Annotated in this window: 23 protein-coding genes; 7 read left to right on the top strand and 16 right to left on the bottom strand. The window is 63.9% G+C overall.

The window, feature by feature from the left end; genetic code table 11:
• Window positions 1-26 precede the first annotated feature (26 nt).
• The 12 genes from K288_RS0109135 to cysG all read right to left on the bottom strand — a co-directional run bounded on the left by K288_RS0109135 (window position 27) and on the right by cysG (window position 11,489).
• Window positions 27-815, bottom strand: a complete 789-nt coding sequence (locus K288_RS0109135) for a 3-hydroxybutyrate dehydrogenase (protein ID WP_027579268.1) — start codon at window positions 813-815, stop codon at window positions 27-29.
• Window positions 816-822: 7 nt separating this feature from the next.
• Window positions 823-1,998, bottom strand: coding sequence for a DUF3734 domain-containing protein (locus K288_RS0109130; protein WP_027579267.1), 1,176 nt, complete (start codon window positions 1,996-1,998; stop codon window positions 823-825).
• Between the two features lie 94 nt (window positions 1,999-2,092).
• Complete coding sequence (locus tag K288_RS0109125; protein ID WP_027579266.1) at window positions 2,093-2,590, bottom strand: CAP domain-containing protein; 498 nt, start codon at window positions 2,588-2,590, stop codon at window positions 2,093-2,095.
• Between the two features lie 210 nt (window positions 2,591-2,800).
• Window positions 2,801-3,850 carry a sulfate ABC transporter ATP-binding protein gene (locus K288_RS0109120; RefSeq protein ID WP_027579265.1) on the bottom strand — a complete coding sequence of 350 codons (1,050 nt, stop codon included), beginning with the start codon at window positions 3,848-3,850 and terminating at the stop codon, window positions 2,801-2,803.
• Window positions 3,840-4,802: a sulfate ABC transporter permease subunit CysW gene (cysW, locus tag K288_RS0109115; RefSeq protein ID WP_027579264.1), complete on the bottom strand. Its 963-nt coding sequence runs from the start codon at window positions 4,800-4,802 to the stop codon at window positions 3,840-3,842. The genes K288_RS0109120 and cysW overlap by 11 nt, the downstream gene beginning before the upstream one ends.
• Before the next feature lie 12 nt (window positions 4,803-4,814).
• Window positions 4,815-5,651 (bottom strand): sulfate ABC transporter permease subunit CysT, encoded by an 837-nt coding sequence (cysT, locus tag K288_RS0109110; protein ID WP_152535449.1) that lies wholly within the window; start codon window positions 5,649-5,651, stop codon window positions 4,815-4,817.
• Between the two features lie 88 nt (window positions 5,652-5,739).
• On the bottom strand, window positions 5,740-6,729 hold the full coding sequence (locus K288_RS0109105) for a sulfate ABC transporter substrate-binding protein (protein ID WP_027579262.1): 990 nt from the start codon (window positions 6,727-6,729) through the stop codon (window positions 5,740-5,742).
• A gap of 121 nt (window positions 6,730-6,850) precedes the next feature.
• Entirely contained in the window at window positions 6,851-7,582 is a 732-nt protein-coding gene (locus K288_RS0109100; protein WP_027579261.1) for a phosphoadenylyl-sulfate reductase, read from the bottom strand.
• Complete coding sequence (locus tag K288_RS0109095) at window positions 7,579-8,094, bottom strand: DUF934 domain-containing protein (RefSeq protein ID WP_027579260.1); 516 nt, start codon at window positions 8,092-8,094, stop codon at window positions 7,579-7,581. Before K288_RS0109095 ends, K288_RS0109100 begins: the two co-directional genes overlap by 4 nt.
• Window positions 8,081-9,736, bottom strand: a complete 1,656-nt coding sequence (locus K288_RS0109090) for a nitrite/sulfite reductase (RefSeq protein WP_027579259.1) — start codon at window positions 9,734-9,736, stop codon at window positions 8,081-8,083. Before K288_RS0109090 ends, K288_RS0109095 begins: the two co-directional genes overlap by 14 nt.
• A gap of 11 nt (window positions 9,737-9,747) precedes the next feature.
• Window positions 9,748-10,065, bottom strand: coding sequence for a DUF2849 domain-containing protein (locus tag K288_RS0109085; RefSeq protein WP_027579258.1), 318 nt, complete (start codon window positions 10,063-10,065; stop codon window positions 9,748-9,750).
• Window positions 10,062-11,489, bottom strand: coding sequence for a siroheme synthase CysG (cysG, locus tag K288_RS0109080; protein WP_027579257.1), 1,428 nt, complete (start codon window positions 11,487-11,489; stop codon window positions 10,062-10,064). Before cysG ends, K288_RS0109085 begins: the two co-directional genes overlap by 4 nt.
• Before the next feature lie 256 nt (window positions 11,490-11,745).
• Between cysG and cysD the strand changes: the two genes are divergently transcribed.
• The 4 genes from cysD to K288_RS0109060 all read left to right on the top strand — a co-directional run bounded on the left by cysD (window position 11,746) and on the right by K288_RS0109060 (window position 17,355).
• Complete coding sequence (gene cysD / locus K288_RS0109075; RefSeq protein WP_027579256.1) at window positions 11,746-12,540, top strand: sulfate adenylyltransferase subunit CysD; 795 nt, start codon at window positions 11,746-11,748, stop codon at window positions 12,538-12,540.
• Window positions 12,541-12,567: 27 nt separating this feature from the next.
• On the top strand, window positions 12,568-14,484 hold the full coding sequence (gene cysC / locus K288_RS0109070; RefSeq protein ID WP_027579255.1) for an adenylyl-sulfate kinase: 1,917 nt from the start codon (window positions 12,568-12,570) through the stop codon (window positions 14,482-14,484).
• A 340-nt stretch (window positions 14,485-14,824) separates the two neighbouring features.
• Window positions 14,825-16,987, top strand: a complete 2,163-nt coding sequence (locus tag K288_RS0109065) for a malate synthase G (protein WP_027579254.1) — start codon at window positions 14,825-14,827, stop codon at window positions 16,985-16,987.
• A 167-nt stretch (window positions 16,988-17,154) separates the two neighbouring features.
• A complete protein-coding gene (locus tag K288_RS0109060) occupies window positions 17,155-17,355 on the top strand; it encodes a CsbD family protein (RefSeq protein ID WP_027579253.1) in 201 nt (66 codons plus the stop codon).
• A gap of 44 nt (window positions 17,356-17,399) precedes the next feature.
• Here the strand turns inward: K288_RS0109060 and K288_RS52230 are convergent, their stop codons facing one another.
• The 4 genes from K288_RS52230 to K288_RS0109040 all read right to left on the bottom strand — a co-directional run bounded on the left by K288_RS52230 (window position 17,400) and on the right by K288_RS0109040 (window position 20,028).
• Window positions 17,400-17,555, bottom strand: a complete 156-nt coding sequence (locus K288_RS52230; RefSeq protein ID WP_152535447.1) for a Thivi_2564 family membrane protein — start codon at window positions 17,553-17,555, stop codon at window positions 17,400-17,402.
• A gap of 134 nt (window positions 17,556-17,689) precedes the next feature.
• Window positions 17,690-18,460: a 2'-5' RNA ligase family protein gene (locus K288_RS0109050; RefSeq protein WP_051334439.1), complete on the bottom strand. Its 771-nt coding sequence runs from the start codon at window positions 18,458-18,460 to the stop codon at window positions 17,690-17,692.
• A 112-nt stretch (window positions 18,461-18,572) separates the two neighbouring features.
• Window positions 18,573-19,202, bottom strand: a complete 630-nt coding sequence (locus K288_RS0109045) for a DUF2865 domain-containing protein (protein ID WP_343207769.1) — start codon at window positions 19,200-19,202, stop codon at window positions 18,573-18,575.
• Between the two features lie 34 nt (window positions 19,203-19,236).
• Window positions 19,237-20,028: a L,D-transpeptidase gene (locus K288_RS0109040; protein ID WP_027579250.1), complete on the bottom strand. Its 792-nt coding sequence runs from the start codon at window positions 20,026-20,028 to the stop codon at window positions 19,237-19,239.
• A 223-nt stretch (window positions 20,029-20,251) separates the two neighbouring features.
• Between K288_RS0109040 and K288_RS0109035 the strand changes: the two genes are divergently transcribed.
• From K288_RS0109035 to K288_RS0109025, 3 genes are all read left to right on the top strand, one after another.
• Window positions 20,252-21,364 carry an AI-2E family transporter gene (locus tag K288_RS0109035; RefSeq protein ID WP_027579249.1) on the top strand — a complete coding sequence of 371 codons (1,113 nt, stop codon included), beginning with the start codon at window positions 20,252-20,254 and terminating at the stop codon, window positions 21,362-21,364.
• A gap of 75 nt (window positions 21,365-21,439) precedes the next feature.
• On the top strand, window positions 21,440-21,808 hold the full coding sequence (locus tag K288_RS0109030) for a DUF883 family protein (RefSeq protein WP_027579248.1): 369 nt from the start codon (window positions 21,440-21,442) through the stop codon (window positions 21,806-21,808).
• Between the two features lie 16 nt (window positions 21,809-21,824).
• Window positions 21,825-22,259, top strand: a complete 435-nt coding sequence (locus tag K288_RS0109025) for a phage holin family protein (RefSeq protein WP_027579247.1) — start codon at window positions 21,825-21,827, stop codon at window positions 22,257-22,259.
• Window positions 22,260-22,302 lie beyond the last annotated feature (43 nt).

Genomic DNA, 22,302 nt, shown 5'->3' with positions numbered 1-22,302 from the left:
GTCGAGAGGGACACGCAAGAAAGCCCCTACTCCGCGGTCCAGCCTCCGTCGATGGAGTAGTTGGAGCCGGTGATCTGCGCGGCGTCGTCGCTGCACAGGAACAGCGCGAGCGAGGCGACCTGGTCGGCGGTGACGAATTCCTTGGTCGGCTGGGCCTCGAGCAGCACGTCGCTGATGACCTGCTCCTTGGTCATGTTGCGCGCCTTCATTGTCTCCGGAATCTGGTGCTCCACCAGCGGCGTCCAAACATAGCCGGGGCTGATGCAGTTGCAGGTGATCTTGAAGGTCGCAAGCTCGAGCGCCGCCGTCTTGGTGAGGCCGGCGATGCCGTGCTTGGCCGAGACGTAAGCCGACTTGAAGGGCGAGGCCACCAGCGAATGCGCAGAGGCGGTGTTGATGATGCGGCCCCAGCCGCGCTTCTTCATCCCCGGAATCGCGGCGCGGATGCCGTGAAACGCCGACGACAGGTTGATCGCGATGATCGCGTCCCACTTCTCGATCGGGAATTCCTCGATCGGAGACACGAACTGGATGCCGGCATTGTTGACGAGAATGTCGACCGAGCCGAAGGTCTTTTCGCCGAGCGCGATCATTTCGGCGATCTCGGCGGGCTTGGTCATGTCGGCCGGCGAATAGGCGGCCTTGACCTTGAAATCGGTCTCGATGCCGGAGCGCTCCCGCTCGATATCGGCCGGCACGCCCATGCCATTGATAACGACATTGGCCCCGGCGCTCGCGAACTTGCGCGCAATTGCCAATCCGATGCCACTGGTGGAGCCGGTCACGACGGCGGTTTTGCCTGTCAACGTAGCCATATCTGCTTCACTCCTTCTTGCCTGCGGGGAACGGATCGACGTCCCCCGTGAGATCGTAGGTCACCATTGTTTCCCCGGACTGCGGCCGTTCTAGCCATTCTTTGTGACGCATCGACAAATGGACGTCGCGGACGCCCGCTTCCCAGTGCTCGACCATGGCGACATGGGAGAAGTCGTAATCCTTCGACGACGTCTCGTAGTTCTTGCTCCGGTAGATCAGGTGCACCACCGTGACGGTGTTCTCTTTCGAGGCCTGCCGCAACAATTCAACGGAGGGGTCGTTCTTCAGGTAGTCCGGCAGCTTGCCGATGAGGTCGCGCACCGCCATGCGCGCATTGTGGATCTGCCTGTTCTTGTCGGTGTTCATCCGGGTGCGGCTGGAATAGCGGATGTCCTTTTCACGTTCGGCGGCTTCCAGCAAGGATTCCGGCAACGGGCCGCGGGCGCTGAACAAGTCGACCTGGAAGATCAGGAGATCGCGGCGGGTCTCCTCATCTAGCACGAAGTCGAGCGGGGTGTTGGAGGCGATGCCGCCGTCCCAATAATGCTCGCCCTCGATGAGGACAGCCGGAAAGCCCGGCGGCAGCGCGCCGGAGGCCATGACGTGTTCAGGGCCGATCTTCTTGCCGAGCTTCTTGAACTCGTAGTTGTCGAAATACCTGAAATTGCCCGAGGTCACGCCGACCGCGCCGACCGACAAGCGGGTCTTGAGGTCGTTGATGCGGTCGAAATCGACCAGCCGCTCCAACGTCTGCTTCAGGGGCGCGGTGTCGTAGTAGCTTTGTGACCCCGAACTGCCCATGGGCCAGAACGGCGCTGGTGGAATCCGTGGCGTGAAAAAGCCGGGGACGCCGAATGTCGCGATGATTGCGGCGCTGGTCTCATTGAACAAAGTGCGGGCGCGATCGCCGGGCGTGACCGGATTCCAGGATACTGGACGCGATACCATCTCCCAGAATTCCTTTAAGCGCGGCACGCGCTTGTCCGGCTCGTTGCCGGCGATGATCGCTGCATTGATGGCCCCGATCGAGATGCCGGCAATCCATTCAGGCTCGAAGCCGGCGTGACAGAGCGCCTGAAACGCTCCGGCCTGATACGAGCCAAGGGCACCGCCGCCCTGCAGGACCAATACGCGTTGCGCCAGGGCCGGCGTCGTGGCGGGCGCGGGATCGGAAGCATCCATTGTGACCGCCAATCAGTGGGGATAATGGCCTCCACCGTGGCCGCAGTTCACGACCGCGTCAATCGGCCTGATCGTGGGTTATGATCACGCAGAGTTAGGTTGACGCCAGGATGAGCGTCCAAAAGACCTTGTACTTGGTGTTCGGCGCATAGCTCGCCGCGATGCCCAATTTTGTGACACCGCCCTTGAGCATATTGGCCTTATGCGGTGGCGAATCGCGCCAGCCGGAAAACGCTTCCGCCAGCGTATGATAGCCGGCCGAGACGTTTTCGACCGCCACCGTCGCCGGATAGCCGGAGCCTTCCAGCCGTTTGCCGAGCGGCGCCTTCACGTCATGGTCCATCTTGTTGCGCGCGGCCATGGCCTGCGACTGCTGCTCGGCGAGCTTCACCAGTGCAGGGTCCACCACCACGGCACCGAGGCCGTTGTTCTGGCGATATTGCGAGATCATGGTTGCGGCGGCCTGGGTGTCCAGGACGGCACCGGGCGCGGCCATGTTGACATACATGGCCGGCTGTTCCGGAAGTGGAGTGTCTGTCGCGCAGCCGCCCAGCACCAGAAGCCCAAAAAGGGCGACGGTCGTCCGTTTCACTGAAAGGATTCCCCCGAGGTTGGTTTGCCGTTGTTGCATACCAACCGTGGCTGAATGGTGAACGGAGGACGATTTTTTACCGCTGCAGTGGTCGCCCGTAGCCCGGATGGAGCGAAGCGTAATCCGGGGCCTTTTCGCAAGCGGCTCAACCGATCCCGGATTGCGCTGCGCTCCATCCGGGCTACGAGGCTTCGCGCCCCGGAATGACGACTAGTCGTGAGCTGCGAAGATCCGGTAGCGGCGGGGCTCCAGCGAGATGATTTCGCCGGCCTGCAGTTCCCGGTCGCGCGGCGCATCGATCTCGATCACGGTCTTGCCTTCGCTGTCGGCGAGCGTGACCTCGGCACGCTGGATCGGGCCGAAGGAACGGACGCGGCGCACCGCCCCTTCCAGCGATCCGCCCCCCGCCGGACCGATCTGCATGTCATGACGGCGCACGAACAGCTTGGAGGCGCCGGGCGCCGCGCCGTTGGCGGCGATGTTGAGTGGCCTGCCACCGAGCCGCACCGCGCCGTCGCTGACGTCGACCGGCAGCACGATGGATTCGCCGATGAAGCCGTGAACGAAGGCCGTCGCCGGATTGTCATAAACCTCGCCGGGGGTGCCGATCTGCTCGATGCGGCCCTTGTCCATGACCACCACGCGGTTGGCGACCTCGAGCGCCTCTTCCTGGTCGTGGGTGACGAAGATCGAGGTGACGTGGATCTCCTGGTGCAGCGAGCGCAGCCATTGCCTGAGCTCCTTGCGCACCTTGGCATCCAACGCGCCGAAGGGCTCGTCGAGCAGCAGGATGCGCGGCTCGATCGCGAGCGCACGCGCCAGCGCAATGCGTTGGCGCTGGCCGCCGGATAGCTGGCTCGGATAGCGGTCGGACAGCCAGTCGAGCTGCACGAGATCGAGCAGGTCCTTGACGCGGGCGCGGATCGCCTTCTCGTCCTTGCGGATCGCGCGCGGCTGCACGCGCAGGCCGAAGGCGACGTTCTCGAACACCGTCATGTGGCGAAACAGCGCGTAGTGCTGGAACACGAAGCCGACATGGCGCTCGCTGGCGCCGCGGCCAAGCGCATCCTCGCCGTCGATCGTGACTTCGCCCGCCTCAGGCCAGTCGAGACCGGCGATGATCCGCAGCAGCGTGGTCTTGCCGGAGCCGGACGGCCCGAGCAGCGCCAACAGCTCGCCGTCGCCGACCTTCAGGCTGACATTGTCGAGCGCTGCGAAATCGCCGAACTTCTTTACGATGTTTCTAACTTCAATCGTCACTGACCATCTGCCCTTCGTCCAAACGCCGTTCGAGGATCGTCTTCACGATCAGCGTGATCAGCGCCAGCATCGCCAGCAGCGACGCGATCGCGAACGAAGCCACGAACTGATATTCATTATAGAGGATTTCGACCAGCAGCGGCATGGTGTTGGTCTCGTTGCGGATGTGGCCCGAGACCACCGACACCGCGCCGAACTCTCCCATCGCGCGCGCGTTGCACAAGAGAACGCCGTAGAGCAGGCCCCATTTGATGTTGGGCAAAGTGACGCGGAAAAAGGTCTGCAGTCCTGACGCGCCGAGTGAAATCGCCGCTTCCTCCTCCTGCGTGCCCTGCTCCTGCATCAACGGGATCAGCGCGCGCGCGACGAAGGGGAAAGTCACGAAGATGGTGGCGAGCGCCATGCCGGGCACCGCAAACAGGATGTGTATGTTGTGCGCCTGCAGCCACGGCCCGAAGAAGCCCTGCGCGCCGAACAAGAGCACGAAGACCAGGCCGGAGATAACGGGGCTGACCGAAAACGGCAGGTCGATCAGCGTGATCAGGAAAGTCTTGCCGGCGAAATCGAATTTCGAGATTGCCCAGGCCGCGATCACGCCGAAGACCAGGTTGAGGCCGACAGAGATCGCTGCGATCAGAAGCGTCAACTGGATCGCCGAGAGCGCCTCCGGCTCGGCGAGCGCGGCGAAATAGGCACTGACGCCGCGCGAAAACGCCGACGCGAACACCACGACCAGCGGCAGCACCACGAACACGGTGAGGAAGATCAGCGCCAGCGCGACGATCAGGGAGCGGATCGGCCGGGGCTCGGTGCGCAGATCCCGCTTCGAGGCCGCCGTGTGCGGGCGCACCTTCTGCCGCTGCTGTGGCGGCGAGGCGACATTGAGGTCGGCCGTCGGGGCATAGGCCCGCAACTGCGTGGTAGAGGGAGCCAGATTCGATTGCAGAGACATCGATCCGGTCCCTCAGTGGGTGGGAATGCGGGTCTGCGCCCAGCGCTGCAGACGATTGACCGCGAAGATGATGATGAAGGAAGCCAGCAGCATGACAACCGCGATCGCAGTCGCATCCGCATAACGGAATTCGGAGAGCCGGATCACGATCAGCAGCGGCGCGATCTCGGAGACATTCGGCAGATTGCCGGCAATGAAGATCACCGAACCATATTCGCCGACGGCGCGGGCAAAGGCGAGCGCAAAGCCGGTGAGCAGCGCCGGGATCAAGCTCGGCACGATCACGCGAAACACCGTGTGCCAGCGGTTGGCGCCGAGGCTTGCGGCAGCTTCTTCGATCTCGGGATCGAGATCGATCAGCACTGGCTGCACCGTCCGCACCACGAAGGGAATGCCGATGAAGACCATGGCGACGAAAATGCCGATCGGCGTGAACGCGACCTTGATGCCAAGCTCGGCCAGCGGCGCCCCTAACCAGCCCTTCTGCGCAAAGAGCTGGGTCAGCGCGACGCCGGCAACCGCGGTCGGCAGCGCGAAGGGGATGTCGACGATCGCGTCGAACAGCCGCCTTCCCGGAAAGCGGTAGCGCACCAGTGCCCAGACGATGATCGTGCCCATCACCAGATTGACGCAGGCCGCGGCAAACGAAAGCCCAAACGAAATCTTCAGCGCGCTCAGGGTGCGGCGGCTGGTGACGATGCCCCAGAACTGATCGAAGCTCAGCTCAAACGTCTTGAGAAACAGGCCGGCGAGCGGAATCAGGACGATAACGGAAAGCCATGTCAGGGTCAGTCCCATCGTGAGACCGAATCCCGGCAAAGTGCTGCGCCGTGCAACCGCTGTGCTCACCTATCCCCCTGCTTCCGGCTTCGTGGCGACAAATTCGCGCATGATCTTGTCGGAAAACCGGTCCCCCTTTTCCGAATCATGCTCCAGATCAATTCTTGTAGATCTGGTCGAAGATGCCGCCCTCGGCGAAGTGCTCCTTCTGCGCCTTGGTCCAACCACCGAAAACGTCGTCGATGGTAAAAAGTTCAACCTTGGCGAAGGATTTCTCGTATTCCTTGGCAATCTCCGGATCGCGCGGACGGTAAGAATTGCGCGCGGCGATTTCTTGGCCTTCCCTGGTATACCAATATTTCAAATAGGCCTCGGCGACCGCCCTGGTGCCCTTCTTGTCCGCAACCGCATCGACGATCGCGACCGGCGGCTCGGCGAGGATCGACAGCGGCGGCGAGACGATCTCGAACTTGTCCTTGCCGAATTCGCGCTGCGCCAGAAACGCCTCATTCTCCCAGGCGAGCAGCACGTCGCCGACGCCGCGCTCGACAAAGGTGACGGTCGAGCCACGCGCGCCGGTGTCGAGCACGGGCACGTTCTGGTAGAGATCGGCGACGAACTTCTTGGCCTTGTCGGCAGAGCCGAACTTCTTCTGCGCATACCCCCAGGCAGCGAGATAATTCCAGCGTGCGCCGCCCGAGGTCTTCGGGTTCGGCGTGATGACGGCAACGCCCGGCTTGATCAGATCGTCCCAATCCTTGATGCCCTTGGGATTGCCCTTGCGCACCAGGAAGACGATGGTCGAGGTGTAGGGTGCGGCATTCTGAGGCAGGCGCTTCTGCCAGTCCGGCGCGATCAGGCCTTTGGCGGCGACCGCATCGACGTCGTAAGCGAGCGCGAGCGTCACCACGTCGGCCTGCAGGCCGTCGATCACGGCGCGCGCCTGCGAGCCGGAGCCACCATGCGACTGCTTGATCTCGACCGTCTTGCCGGTCTCCTTCTGATAGGCGGCGGCGAACGCCTTGTTGAAATCGACGTAGAGCTCACGCGTCGGATCGTAGGACACGTTGAGCAGGGAGTAATCGGCAGCGAAGGCCGAACCCGCCCACAGCAAACCCGCGACGAGCGGCAGGATACGACGGACCATCTCTATCTCCATTCAAATCGGATGAAGCAACACCGGAGCACGCGGAACATAACTCACGGCGGAGAGCGCTTTAGTCAACGGAACCGCATTTCATTGTTTGCGGCGTGGCAGCGTCATTGTCCTAAGAAGTCTTCATCGTATGAATGCCGCATTCTGTCTTGGCGCGGCCACGCCAGCGGCCGGCGCGCGCATCCTCATCGGGCGCGGTGCGGCTGGTGCAGGGCATGCAGCCGACCGACATATATCCGGAGGCGACAAGCGGATGCGGTGGCAGCCTGCCATCGCGGTAGATCGCTTCGATCTCCGTGCGCGTCGCATTGGCGAACGGATTGAATTTCAGGCGCACGCCATCTTCCTCGACCATGGGAATGTCGGCGCGGGCGCCGCCCTGGAAGCGCTTGCGCCCGTTGAGCCAGGCTGCGAACGGCGCCAGCGCACGCGCCAGCGGCTCGACCTTGCGGATGCGGCAGCAGGCGTCGGGATCGGAGAACCAGAGGTCGCGCTCGGGATCTTCGCGGTTCAGCGTCCCCTCGAGCGGCTTGATCGAGCGAACGTCGGTCAGACCAAGCGTGTCGATCAGCGTGTCGCGATAGGCAAGCGTTTCCGCGAACAGCCAGCCGGTATCGAGAAAGATCACGGGGATGGCCGGATCGACATCGGCCATCACCTTCACTAGCGCCGCCGCTTCCGTGCCGAAGGACGAGACCAGCGCAAGGCGCTCCCGGCCGACCATCTTCAGCGCGGTCTCTATGACCTCATACGGCGTCGCCGCGCGCAGGATGCGATTGAGCTCCCGCGCTGACGGCAGCGCCGCCTGAGCCTCGATCGGCATCTCAGGCGCGAGCGCGTTCATGGGCTGGCGCTTTCGGAATGGCGCAACTGCGTGCGGCGGCTCAGTGCCGTGGTGCGGCCGTCGCCGGTCGGCTGGTAGAACACCGTGTAGCGCTTCACCGTCTCCGCGAAAGCATCCGCATCCTTTTCCTTCTTCACGTCGAGCGCGTCGAAGCCGGCGCGCAGCATGAACACGAACTGGTCGCGCAACACCTGGCCGGTGGCGCGCAATTCGCCCTGGAAGCGATAGCGTTCACGGAGCAGTCGCGCCTGGCTATAGGCGCGGCCGTCGCGGAACGACGGGAACACCAGCGCCACCGCAGCGAGCCGGTCGAGATAGGGCACGAGATCGTCGAGGTCGCGGTTGTTCGGCCAGACCACGCCGACCTTGCCGGGCCGCCGCAGCAGCGCCTCGGGATCTTCGAGGAAGCGCGCCGCCGGCACCAGGATCGCGTCGTCAGCCGGAAGCTCCGCGCCGTCGGCGACATGGACGTAGATGTCGGTTGCGATTTTTCCGTTCTTAACGAGTGGCATAGACCCGCTCCCTGAAAGGTTCGACGCCGAGACGCTTGACCGTGTCGATGAAGAGTTCATCGGGGGAGTCGCGCAGCGCCAGATAGGCCTCGACGATGTCCTCGACCACGTCGGCGACTTCGGCATAGGGCACCGAGGGGCCGATCAGCGTGCCGAGCGCGGCACTCTCATCGGCGCGGCCGCCGATCGTGATCTGATAAAATTCCTCGCCGTTCTTCTCGACACCGAGGATGCCGATGTGGCCGACGTGATGGTGCCCGCAGGCATTGATGCAGCCGGAGATGTTGATATGCAGCCGGCCGATCAGGCCTGCGGTGTCATGATTGGCAAAGCGCCGCGTCAATTCCTGCGCGATCGGAATCGAGCGCGCATTCGCCAGCGAGCAGTAGTCAAGCCCCGGGCACGCAATGATGTCGGAGACCAGGTTCACGTTCGGCGTTGCCAGCCCGACCTTGTCGAGCGCCTTCCACAGCGCCGGCAGGTCGCGCTTGGCGACGTGCGGCAGCGCCAGGTTCTGCTCATGGCCGACGCGGATCTCGCCGAACGAATAGCGGTCGGCGAGATCGGCGATCGCGTCCATCTGCTCGGCGGTGGCATCGCCGGGCGGACCGCCAACCGGCTTCAGCGACAGCGTCACGATCGAATAGCCCTGCACCTTGTGCGGAAACACCGAGTTCTTGCGCCAGCGCTCGAACAGCGGATCATGCGCCGCCTGCTTCAGCTCGTCGGGCATGTGCGGCAGCTTCTCATAAGCCGGGTAGCTGAAGCGCGAGCGGACTTCCTCGATCGCGGCGTCATCGAGCGTCAGCGCGCTGTCGCGCAACTGCTGCCACTCTTCCTCGACTTCCTTGCCGAACTTCTCGATGCCGAGCTCGTGCACGAGGATCTTGATGCGCGCCTTGTAGATGTTGTCGCGGCGGCCATACTGGTTGTAGACGCGCAGGATCGCCTCGACATAGCTCAGGATGTCGCGGCCGTGCACGAACGGCTTGATGGACTTGCCGATGAACGGTGTGCGGCCGAGGCCGCCGCCGACCAGCACCTCGAAGCCGGTCTCGCCATCGGCGTTCTTGTGCAGCCGCAGGCCGATGTCGTGGATCCGGATCGCAGCGCGGTCATGTTCGGACGCGGTGATCGCGATCTTGAACTTGCGCGGCAGGAACGAGAATTCCGGATGCAGCGTCGTGTGCTGCCTGAGCAGCTCCGACCAGATGCGGGGATCCTCGACCTCGCCGGGCGCGACGCCCGCCCACTGGTCCGAGGTGACGTTGCGCATGTTGTTGCCGGACGTCTGCATGGCGTGGATGCCGACCTCGGCGAGATCGGCGAGCGCGTCCGGCAATTCGGCAAGCTTGATCCAGTTGAACTGGATGTTCTGCCGCGTGGTGAAGTGGCCGTAGCCGCGATCATAGCGGCGCGCGACATGAGCAAGCGCGCGCAATTGCTTCGACGACAGCGTGCCATAGGGGATCGCGACGCGGAACATATAGGCGTGGAGCTGCAGATACACGCCGTTCTGCAATCGCAGGATCTTGAATTCGTCCTCGGTGAGTTCGCCGGAAAGGCGGCGCTTCACCTGGTCGCGGAATTCTTCGACACGTTCGTGCAGGAGCGTGCGATCGAGTTCATCATATGCGTACATGGGGGAGAACCTTAAGCCGGAACCGGAAGCTCGATGGTGAGGCCTTCCGACCGGACATGTTCGCGGAGATTGCCGGGCGCAATCTCTCCATTGTCCTTGATTTCGACAGGCGCGATGTAAGCACCGATCGCGCCGACGTCGTCGGCAGCCGCTTCGGCAAGCAGCGCCCGCGCTTCGTCGGATGTGCGCACGATGGCGGCATCCGCAAGGCGCGACGACCAGTCATGCTGCGGCGTGCGATAGATCACCACGCCATCATGAGTTCGGTTGGCGGTCACTACCGATGGCCCGGTAATTCTGATTTTCTTCTGTTCAAGCGGAGAGGTCATTCGGCAGCTTCCAAAAGGTCCGAGATCACTTGGTTGAGGTTGGCTTGACGCCACGGCGCGGAGTGGGAGACGACGTCGCCGATGACGAGGATGGCAGGGCCGCCATCGATCTTCTTGACCAGCGACGGCAGATGTTCGAGCGTTCCGACCGCGGCCTTGGCATCCGGCCGCGTCACCCGCGCGAACACGCCGACCGGCGTTTCTGGCGAGCGGCCGGCGGCCAAGAGCCCGGCGCGGATCGTCGGCGCCGCGGTCATGCCCATATAGACGACGACGGTCATCTTCTTGTCTGTCAGCGCCGACCAGTCGACATTCTCGGCGTCGCGCGCCTTGTGCGCGGTGAGGAAGGTGATGCGCAGCGCCTCATTGCGGAAGGTGAGCGGCGTCTCGAATTGTGCGGCGGCCCCTAAGCCTGCCGTGATGCCGGGGATCACCGAATAGGCGACACCTGCGTGGCGCAGCGCTTCGATCTCTTCGCCACCGCGGCCGAAGATGAAGGGATCGCCACCCTTCAACCGCACCGCGCGCTGTCCTGATTTCGCAGCCTCGATCATCAGCTTGTGGATCGCGTCCTGGCCGATGCCGGGCTTGCCGACGCGGCGGCCGACCGGAACGCGCGAAGCATCGCGGCGCACGCGATCAAGAATCTCTGATGACACCAGTTCGTCGTAGAACACGACGTCCGCATCCTGCAGCGCGCGCAACGCTTTGATAGTGAGCAGATCCGGATCGCCAGGTCCGGCGCCGACCAGCGTCACATGGCCCTTGGCCTTGCCGAGCGCATTCGCGCCAGCAAAGGCGGAAGGATCGGAAATCTGCTGCAGCGCCTTCTCGGCTTGGTCCCTCTTGCCGGCCAGCACCAGCGCACCGATCGGACCGTCGACAATGCGCTCCCAGAAACGGCGGCGCAGCGCGAATTCGCCGATGCGCGCGTGTATCGATTTGCGGAATTGTCCGATGAACGACGCTAGATCGCCGATGCGGGCGGGCAGCACCGCCTCGATCCGCTCGCGCACGCGGCGCGCCACAACAGGCGAAGCGCCGCCGGTGCCGACAGCGACCACGACATCGCCGCGATCGACGATCGCCGGGAAGATGAAAGTGGAATGGTCGAGATCGTCCATCACATTGACGGGCAGGCCGACAGCCTTCGCACGCGCCGCCATCGCAACACCGACATCGCCCGCGCCCGCGCAGAGCACCGCGATGACGCCGCCGAGATCGGCAACAAGCGGATCGCCGGTCGCGAGTTCGACGCGCGTCACATCGATCCCGCTCACATCATGATTGCCATCGGTCGCAAACCAGCGGACGCGCGCGCCGGCGGCTGCGAGCAGACGCAGCTTCGCACGCACGAGGTCTCCGGCGCCGACCAACAGCACCACGCCCGTTTGCAGATCGAGGAACACCGGCAAGAACCGCATGCGCCACTCGCTTCCCCAACTTATGGGTTGACTGGAATTTTATTCTATATATGTCTCGACAAGCGCCCGCAAAGAGAAATTTATTTCTTCTCTATTGCATCGCAACTATAGAATTTTCGCCTCCAAAGGCCAAGGCACAGAGATGCATCTTCTCGACAATGAATCCGGCACAGCACGGTTGCGCGCTTCCGAGCCCCGCGAGGGAATAAAGGCGTCGCGCAAAATCCTCGTCGAAGCGCCCGCGACCGTCCCGTCAATGGATCATCTCGACGAGCTCGAAGCGCAAAGCATCTACATTTTACGCGAGGCGTTCGCGCGGCTGAAGAAGCTCGCGCTGTTGTGGTCGCTCGGCAAGGACTCCAACGTGATGATCTGGCTCGCGCGCAAGGCGTTCTTCGGCCGCGTGCCCTTCCCTGCCATGCATGTCGATACCGGCAAGAAATTTCCGGAGATGTACGCCTTCCGCGATCGTTACGCGAAGGAATGGGATCTCGACCTCCGCGTCGAACCCTGCCCGCCGATCGACAGTGTCGATCCCACGCTGCCGCCCGCCGCGCGCTCCGCTGCACGCAAGACCGAGGGCTTGAAGCTCGCGCTGGTCAAGCACGGCTTTGACGGATTGATCGCCGGGATCCGCCGCGACGAAGAGGCCACCCGCGCCAAGGAGCGCGTGTTCTCGCCGCGCGGTCTCGAGGGCGAATGGGACGTGCGCGACCAGCCTCCGGAATTCTGGGATCATTTCAACGCCTCGCCGCCGCAAGGCGCGCATCTACGCATCCACCCGATCCTGCATTGGACCGAGGCCGACATCTGGGCCTACACCCGGCGCGAGAACATTCCGATCATCCCGCTTTATCTGGCGAAGGACGGCAAGCGCTATCGCTCGCTTGGTGATGCCGACATCACCTTCCCCGTCGCGTCGACTGCGTCAAACATCGATGAGATCCTGGCCGAGCTCGAAGACACCAAGGTGCCGGAGCGCGCGGGCCGTGCACTCGATCACGAGACCGAGGATGCGTTCGAGCGGCTGCGTGTCGCCGGCTATCTCTGAGCTCTAGGCAGGTTAAGGCGATCCTCGATGAACATGGTTCTTCCCAGTACGATTTCGGCTACACCGAACGGCACCACGCGTCCGCAAGTCCGCATCGTCATCGTCGGCCATGTCGACCATGGCAAATCCACCCTCGTCGGCCGCCTGTTGCATGAGACCGGCAGCCTGCCCGACGGCAAGCTCGAAATGCTCAAAGCCGTCAGCGCGCGGCGCGGCATGCCGTTCGAATGGTCGTTCCTGCTGGATGCGCTGCAGACCGAGCGCGACCAGGGCATCACCATCGACACCACGCAGATCCGCTTCCGCACCCACTCCCGCGACGTGGTGCTGATCGACGCGCCCGGCCACGCCGAATTCCTACGCAACATGATCACCGGCGCCTCGCAGGCCGACGGCGCCGTGCTCATCATCGACGCGCTCGAAGGCGTGCGCGATCAGACGCGGCGGCACGGCTATCTCCTGCATCTGCTCGGCATCAAGCAGGTCGCGGTCGTCGTCAACAAGATGGACCGGGTCGATTTCAGCGCCGAGCGCTTTGGCGAGATCAGTGACGAGATATCGGCGCACCTGACCGGTCTTGGCGTGAAACCATCGGCGGTGATTCCGATTTCCGCGCGCGACGGCGACGGAGTGGCCGCGCACACGCCGCGGATCGGCTGGTACAAGGGGCCGAGCGTGGTCGAGGCGCTGGATGCGCTCGAGCCGGCGCGGCCGGCGGAAACCTTGCCTTTGCGGTTGCCGGTGCAGGCGATCTACAAGTTCGACGATCGCCGCATCGTCGCCGGCCGCATCGAATCCGGCAGCCTGAAAGCCGGAGACGAGATCGTGATCATGCCGGCCGGCAAGATCGCGAAGATCAAGACGGTCGAGGGTTGGCCGGTGACGCCGCTCGCCACGCCGCAAACGGCGGGCCGCTCGGTCGGCATCACGCTGGATCGCGAGCTTTTCATCGAGCGCGGTGACGTCATCGGCCACGTCGCTCAGAGCCCGCGCGACACCCGTCGCATCCACGCCCGGATATTCTGGCTGCACGACAAGCCATTGTCGAAGGGCGACCAGATCCTGATCCGGCTCGGCACGCGCGAAACCCGCGCGAACGTGGTCGCGATCGACAAGGCGGTCGATCCCGGCGCGCTCTCCAACGAGGAGACCAATTCGATCGCGCGCAATCATGTCGGCGAGATCGACATCTCGCTGGCGCAGCCGATCGCCGCGGATCCCTATCATGAAAACCCGCGCACCGGGCGCCTGGTGATCGAGGTCAACGGCCGGATCGCCGGCGGCGGCCTCGTACTGTCGGTCGATGCCGGCCAGCGCGCCGTGCCCGTCGACATCGTGCCGGTGGAATCGGCCTTGCGCGCCGACGAGCGTTCGGCTCGCTATCGCCATGGCGGCGCCGTGCTCTGGTTCACAGGGCTGCCTGGCTCCGGCAAATCGACGCTGGCGCTCGCGCTGGAGCGGCGGCTGTTCAGGAATGGCGGCTCGCCGATCCTGCTCGATGGCGACACCTTGCGGGCCGGCCTCAACAGCGACCTTGGCTTCTCGCACGCGGATCGCAGCGAAAACATCCGCCGCCTCGCGGAGGTCGCCACGCATCTTGCGCGCAACGGCCATATCGCGATCGTCGCCGCGGTCTCGCCCGCCGCATCCGACCGCGCCGCGGCGCGCCGCATCGCCGACAGCGCGTTCCGCGAGATCTATGTCGCGACGCCTGCGGAAATCTGCGAAAGCCGCGATCCCAAGGGCCATTACGCCAAGGCCCGCGCCGGCGGCCTGCCCTCCTTCACCGGCATCACCAATGATTACGAGCCACCGGCCGGCAACGAACTGACCATCGATACCTCGAGCCGGACAGTCGCTGACGCCGTCGACGAGATCGAACGGATGCTGGCCGAGAGCGGCATCCTGTTCGAGGAGGTCGCCGACCTCGCAGCGAATATTTGAAACTGAGCTTCTGCTTGAGGAGGTGCGGCCGAGCGCTCCCACCTCTCCCCAGCGGGGAGAGGTCGATTTGCGCAGCAAATCGGGTGAGGGGCCGCAGCTCTAACGAGGGACCGTAGCCCCTCACCCGGCGCTCCGCGCCGACCTCTCCCTTTGGGAGAGGTGAGCACCTCCGCCGCAGCGCGCCCACTCACGTTGGTCGGACAATGCGCCCATTGGGGGCCTTCTCATAGCCGTGGCTTTAGCGCTAAAAGGGCGCTGAACCGCCCGCCTTTTGGCGCGTTTTTTGCTGTTTTCGTCCCGAAAACAGTCCGCAAACGCCATTTCTCTTGGAAAGCCCAACATGACGCGTGTCGAAGCCCACGGATTGAAGATCGCCCCTGTCCTGTTCGATTTCATCGCCAAGGAGGCGACCCCCAATACCGGGATATCACCCGACGCCTTCTGGAAGGGGCTCGCCGCCATCATCGCAAAACTGGGGCCGAAAAACCGCGAGCTGCTCGCCTACCGCGACGCGCTGCAGGCCAAGATCGACGACTGGCACCGAGCCAACAAGGGCAAGAAATTCGACATCACCGCCTATTCAACTTTCCTGAAGGAAATCGGTTATCTGCTCCCGGAGCCGCCGACCAGGCAGGTCGAGACTGCCAATGTCGACGAAGAGATCGGCAAGATCTGCGGTCCCCAGCTCGTGGTGCCCCTGACCAATGCGCGCTATGCGCTGAACGCAGCGAATGCGCGCTGGGGCAGCCTCTATGATGCCTTCTACGGCACCGACGCGATCCCGCATGATCCGAGCGAGAGTGGCAAGGGCTACAACAAGGCGCGCGGCGACAAGGTGATCGCGAAGGCCAAGGCGTTCCTGGATTCGGCCGCGCCGCTCGCGACCGGAAGCCACGCCGATGTGACCTCCTACAGCGTCAGCGGCGGCAAGCTCGCGGCAAAGCTGAAGAACGGCAACACCACCACACTGAAATCAGCCGCACAATTCGCGGGCTATCAGGGCGATGAAGCCGCGCCTGATGCGGTGCTGCTCGTCAACAACGGTCTGCATATCGACGTCACCATCAACCGCAATCATCCGATCGGCAAGGACGATTCCGCCGGTGTCGCCGACATGATCCTGGAGGCGGCGGTCTCCACCATCCTCGACATGGAGGACAGCGTCGCGGCCGTCGACGCCGAGGACAAGGTGCTGGTCTATCGCAACACGCTCGGTCTCATGAACGGCACGCTGTCGGCCGATTTCGAGAAGGGCGGCAAGACCCTGACGCGCTCGCTCAATGCCGACCGCGTCTACAAGACGGCCGACGGCAAGGATCTCACGCTGCACGGCCGCAGCCTGCTGTTGATGCGCAATGTCGGCCATCACATGTTCACCGACGCCGTGCTCGATGCGAAGGGCGAGGAGATTCCGGAAGGGATTCTCGATGCCGCAGTGTCCGGCCTGCTCGGGATCCACGATCTCAAGGGCAAGTCGAAGGTGAAGAACAGCCGCACCGGCTCGGTCTATATCGTCAAGCCGAAGATGCACGGCCCGGACGAAATCGCGTTGACCTGCGAATTGTTCGGCGAGGTCGAGAAGCTGCTCTCGCTGCCGGAGAACACGCTCAAGGTCGGCATCATGGACGAGGAGCGCCGCTCCACGGTCAACCTCAAGGCCTGCATCCAGAATGCGGCCAAGCGCGTGATGTTCATCAACACCGGCTTCCTCGACCGCACCGGCGACGAGATCCACACCTCGATGGAAGCGGGTCCGATGATCCGCAAGAACGACATGAAGGCGCAGCCCTGGATCAAGGCCTATGAGGACTGGAATGTCGACATCGGCCTGATCGACGGCCTGCCCGGCCATGCGCAGATCGGCAAGGGCATGTGGGCCGCGCCCGACAAGATGGCCGACATGCTGGCGCAGAAGATCGGCCATCCGCAGGCCGGCGCCACCACCGCCTGGGTGCCGTCACCGACCGCCGCGACCCTGCACTCGCTGCACTATCACCAGGTCAACGTGATCGCGCGCCAGCAGGAACTGGCCAAGGGCGGGCCGCGCGCGAAACTCTCCGACATCCTTACCATTCCGGTGTCGCAGTCGAACTGGGCGCCGGATGACGTGAAGCAGGAGATCGACAACAACTGCCAGGGCATCCTGGGTTATGTCGTGCGCTGGATCGACCAGGGCGTCGGCTGTTCCAAGGTGCCGGACATTCACGACGTCGGCCTGATGGAAGACCGCGCCACCTTGCGCATTTCGAGCCAGCATCTTGCGAACTGGCTGCACCAGGGCGTCATCACCAAAGACCAGGTGATGGAGTCGCTGAAGCGCATGGCTGTGGTGGTGGACGGCCAGAACAAGGGCGATCCGCTGTACAGGCCAATGGCGCCCTCGTTCGACGGTGTCGCCTTCAAGGCGGCCTGCGACCTGATCTTCAAGGGCCGCGAGCAGCCGAACGGCTACACCGAATTCATCCTCACCGCCCGCCGCCGCGAAGCGAAGGCCGCCGGCTGATCTGACCCGTCGCCGTAGCCCGGGTGAAGCGAAGCGCAACCCGGGACCACCATTCCCGGATACGCTTCGCTTCATCCGGGCTACAGAACAAGACGCCGCATGGTTGGAACCCGTGCGGTATCAATCCGTTGCAACGCCATCTCAACTGCAGCATCGGAGAGACGGCAATGGATTGGAACCGGATCGAGGGCAACTGGAAGCAGTTCAAGGGAGCGGCCAAGGAGAAATGGGGCAAGCTCACCGATGACGATCTCAACGTGATCGAAGGGCGGCGCGAGCAGCTCGAAGGCAAGCTGCAGCAGCGCTACGGCTTCGCCAAGGACCAGATCCACAAGGATGTGGACGACTGGTTCCGAAGCCTGAGGTAAGAACGAGCCCCGGCCGGACGCCGGGGCTTTTCGTTTGAGGCGTCTCAGAACACCGCGATGTATTTCAACAGCGAGATCACGCCGAGGATAATCACGACGACACGGGCAATCTGCTTGGCACGGCCGTCGAGCGGCAGCAGGTTGATCAGATAAAGGACGAGGATAACGACAAGAAACGTGATCAGTATGCTGACAAGCATGCGGCCCCCCGAGGACGTCGTGATTGGCGTTTTAGCCTTCCACTAACGACCACGAGCCGGTTCGGTTCCTGGTCCCGGAACTCGCAGTCAGGCGGTGAACCCATAAATCTGCCGGGTGAACGGCCTGCTCCGCCTCAGGGCGCTAGTGGCAACGCCTTCAGTTCCTTCCGAGCGGTACCAAAACTGCCAAGCTGATAGACCGATGCGCCAGTCGCCGAGAACGTGAACGAGTCGAATGGCTCGGCCAACATCTTGTTCAAATAGGTTTCCGTTCCGACGCCGATCGTCACATGCGGATTGAAACGCTTGCCCGCCGCGATCGTAACGAAGTGGGAGACGTACTCGATCAGGGATTCCTGAATGTCGCGTCCGGCATCTTCGCTGAAGAACGCCGCCGGGGTCCCGGTCTTCGCGGTGTAGGGCTCAACGGCTTTGATGAGTTCATTCTGTAGCCGACGCAAGTCTTCAGTCGGCTTGACGACGATCCCCGCGAGGCCGACCGGCGGAGACGGGATGTAGTAATATTTGAAAGCCGTCAGCGTCCATGACGTCGGCTTTTCTTTGGCCAGAACCGCATTCGCCGCGGCGAATACCTTATCGAGGTCGGCCGTGCGGACGAACTGCTGCAACAGAGTGACGTGCGGGTGGTGCGTCTCATCCAGAGTAAAGCCCTTTGGGAAAGACTTGAGCAGGCGAGCGTTGGCGTCCTTCGCGTGCTGAAGCATCGTCGCGTCGGGCTCGAGCGCGATGTCGATCGCCGTCAGGGGATTTTGTTGCGCGACGGCCCCTTGGACGAAGCCGAGCATCAAGGCCAGCCCGACGCCGATGGCTGTAAAGACTCGCGCGCATGAATGCCCCGGATAATCCAGAGGGGCAGGAACGCCTGCCAGGACGGCAGCCTTCATCGCTTTGCTCCCTAAACGTTTAGAAGAACGGTTTCGGGAGTTTGGTCGAAAGGCGGCCGGGCGCGCTATGCGCTTTCGGCGGCTTTTTGCGACCGGGGCGAACGCCTGACCGTCACTCCCGCGCCATCACAGGCACGCGCTCATACTTGGCGCGAATGCGGTCGGGTGCGGGCGAGAGCTGCAGCGAGGCGCCGCGTCTGTCGGGGCGGCCCGCGACCATCAGGCCGTTTTCGCTGGCGACGATGTCGCCCTTGCGCAGGGTGGGATCATCCTCGATCTTGACCTGCGCCAGTCCGCCGGGATCCTTGCCGTTGCAGGTGCAGCCCGCAACGATCTCGTTTCGGTAACGGAACGCGTTCGGCAGTTCTGAATACGCCTTTCCATCTTCCGTCTCGGCGCTGTCGATGCTGCTGCCATAGACCAGCTTGGTCTCGCTCGCCGGGCAGAAACTATTGCAGCTCTGCGCGCGACTGGCGTTGTTAGCTCCCTGGAGCGGGAAGTAACGCCCGTCGCAGGTCCGCACGCAAAACGCGTGACCATCGCCATCCGCCTGCCCGCCGTCATAGGTGCGGACATAGGCGCGCGGCCGCTCGCCCCGCCGTATAAAAGGTGGACCATTGTCGAACGGCGGCGGCTGGACCATCGGTGGCCGGCCGAAACCGCCGAACAGGAACGAGAAGAAGTCCTGGGCTTGCGCCGCGGGCGCGGCGACGGCAAGCGAGAGTGCCGTCGCGCCGAACATCCATCGCCAATGCGGGGTCAGGGCCATCCTCGCCTCAATTCACCGACGACACATTCAGCCGCATCGCCTGCTGGCCCGACGGCAGCGTGGTCGCCGCAGGCTGCGGACGCGGCGGCGCCGGGCGCACGCTGATCGTGGTCCTGCTATCCGAACCGCGGGCCAGCACCGGCGCATTCTTGGGCAGCACCACGACCTTGGTGCCGACGTTGACGCGGCCGAACAGATCGGTGACGTCCTCATTGGTCAGCCGGATGCAGCCGGACGAGACGAACTTGCCGATGGTCGAGGGATCGTTGGTGCCGTGGATGCGGTATTGGCTCGAACCCAGATACATCGCACGCGCGCCGAGCGGATTGCCGGGACCGCCGGCAATGAAGCGCGGCAGATAGGGCTGGCGCTTGATCATCTCGGCCGGCGGATACCAGTCCGGCCATTCCGCCTTGCGGCTGATGGTTTCCACGCCCGACCAGGTGAAGCCCTGGCGGCCGACGCCCACGCCGTAGCGGATCGCGCGGCCCTGCCCGAGCACGTAATACAGCGCGGTGTTGCCGGTATCGATGATGATCGTGCCCGGCGCTTCGCTGCTCGCAAACGGCACTACCGTGCGGCGCAGGCGCTCCGGCAGCACGCCGGCTTCGGCGTCCCTTGCCTCGGGTGTCAACGCCTCGTCGGACGGGAAGCCGTTCTGCTGGGTGGAGACATAGCCCAGCGACTGGGCACTGGCGGCGCTCGAGAGAGCGATTGGCGCCACCAGCAGGCTGGTGGCGAAGACAAGCGCGTTCGCCGCGCGCGAGGATCGGCGGAATAAGGCGGATGACGGTGTCATGTGCTGCCCCATTGGATACGCATCACGCTGATGCTGTGCTCGAACAAACGCACGCCGACGCTTCGCGGTTCCGGCGACGGCGTGGCCGTACCGCACCAGTCAAGGACACGAACGCTCACGATCACGCGATGGAACCCGCGCGTCGACCGAAAGTTGGCCTGCAGGAATTTCCGGTCCCGGGACGCGTCGTGCGTCGCCGCGATCTGCAGGGGAGAGAACCAGCGTGCGTGCCCTTTCCGGTGAGCGTCTCCTGTCCAATGGCGCCGAAGGCACGCCCGCACCCGACGGCCGCGTCGAGTTGCCGCCGGTCATCCGCCGCACCGAGCTCGTCGCTCTGTCGCTGGTCGGGCTCCTGGTCATCGCTGTCGTCGCGGTGCTCTATCTGGCCAGGGCATTCTTCCTGCCGATCACGATGGCCTTCATCGTCGGCACCATGTTGTCGCCCGCGGCAAGCTTCCTGGAGCGCTACCGGGTGCCCCGCGCGGTCGGCGCGGTGCTGATCGTGGCTGCCGTCAGTGCGGCCGGCGCCTTTATTATCGGATTAATTTCCTCTCCGGCGATCGAGTGGAGCGCGCGGCTGCCGGAGCTCGCAGCGACGCTGAAGGAGAAGATGCACATCTTCGACCGGCCGCTGGCGTTGTGGCAGGAATTGCAGAGCATGGTCGGCGGCCCGGAGACGCTGACGCCGCTGCAGTTACCGAAGATCGAATGGGTGCAGCCGACGGTGGAATTCCTGTCGCCGACCTTTGCCGAATTCCTGCTGTTCATCGCCACCCTGATCCTGTTCATCGCAAGCTGGAAGGATCTGCGGCGGGCGCTCGTCATGGCCTTCGGCGACCGCGATTCACGGCTCCGCACCCTGCGGATCCTCAACGAGTTCGAGGGGCATCTCGGCAACTACCTGCTGATGGTGACCATGATCAATATCGGCGTCGGGATCGCGACGGGCCTGATTTGTGCCGTCACCGGCATGCCCAACCCGGCCGGCCTCGGCGCGCTCGCTGCCACGCTGAATTTCATCCCGATCATCGGGCCGGTCGCGATGTTCGTGGTGCTGGTGCTGGTCGGGCTCGTCAGCTTCTCGACCATCAGCGCCGGATTGATTGCGCCGGCCTGCTTCACCGTGCTGACCTTCCTGGAGGGGCATTTCATCACCCCGACCATCGTCGGCCGAAGACTTGCCCTGAATGCACTCGCGATTTTCATCGCGCTGGCGTTCTGGACCTGGCTGTGGGGCCCGATGGGCGCCTTCCTTGCCTCGCCGCTGCTGATCGTCGCGCTGATCCTCAAGGAGCATCTGATGCCGGTCAATTCGCCGCATCTGCCCGAGGACTGAACCAGATTTCGCGTCGGGAACTTAGTTCCCGACCGGGCGTTTTGCCAACAAGCAACATGGTTCGGGAGCTCTTCGATGTCGGCGACAAGCGATTTCGGATTGAAGAACATGACAGACAAAGCAACCTATGACCGCCTGCAGAAAGATGTCGCCGCCGTGAAGGACGACATTGCCGCGCTGACCGATCAGATCACCGAGGCGCTCAATTCGTTCGCCGGCAGCGCCCGAAAGCAGGCCCGCCGCGGCTACGACCAGGCCCGCGACCGCGCCGGATCCGCCGTCGACGACGTGTCGGAGCGCGGCAGCGCGATGATGGACGCCGCGCAGGACGCGTACTCCTCGGTCGAGGAGACGCTGGAGGAGGTCATCACCCAGCGCCCGCTGGCGACCGTCGGCCTTGCCCTTGGCCTCGGCTTCCTGATCGGCATGGCCTGGCGGAGATAGCGGCGGACGCGTCCCCATGCTCCAGCGACTGGTCAATGATGTCAGGGAGCAGGCTGGCAACGCCATGCGGCTGACCTCGCTTGCGGCCGTGATCGCCGCAACCGCGCTCATCGCGCTTGCCTTCCTGTGTGCGGCGTTCTTCGTCTGGGTGCAGCAGACCTATGGGCCGATATGGGCATGCCTTGCCTGCGCCGCGCTCTTCGTGGTGGTCGCAGCGATCGCCGCCGCCCTCTATGTTGCGCGCAAGCGGCAGATGCGGCAGCGCGCCGAGGAGATGGCCCGGGCGGCTCGCCAATCCCTCCTCACCAACCCGGCGGTGCTCGCGACCGGCCTGCAGCTCGTCCGCGCCATCGGCGTGAAACGGCTGGTCCCGATCTTGGCGATCGGCGGGCTGGCGCTGGGGCTGATGGCCAGCCGCAGCGCAGCGAGCGATCCACCACGAGACGAGTGACCGCGGCAGCCGTCGTCCCCAGGGCTACGCAAAGGCTTCGCCG

Origin of the sequence: Bradyrhizobium sp. Ai1a-2, from assembly GCF_000426245.1 — a bacterium.
Classification (GTDB): domain Bacteria; phylum Pseudomonadota; class Alphaproteobacteria; order Rhizobiales; family Xanthobacteraceae; genus Bradyrhizobium.
The sequence above is the reverse complement of the archived record's forward strand: the minus strand, read 5'-3'. Positions and strand labels throughout refer to the sequence as shown.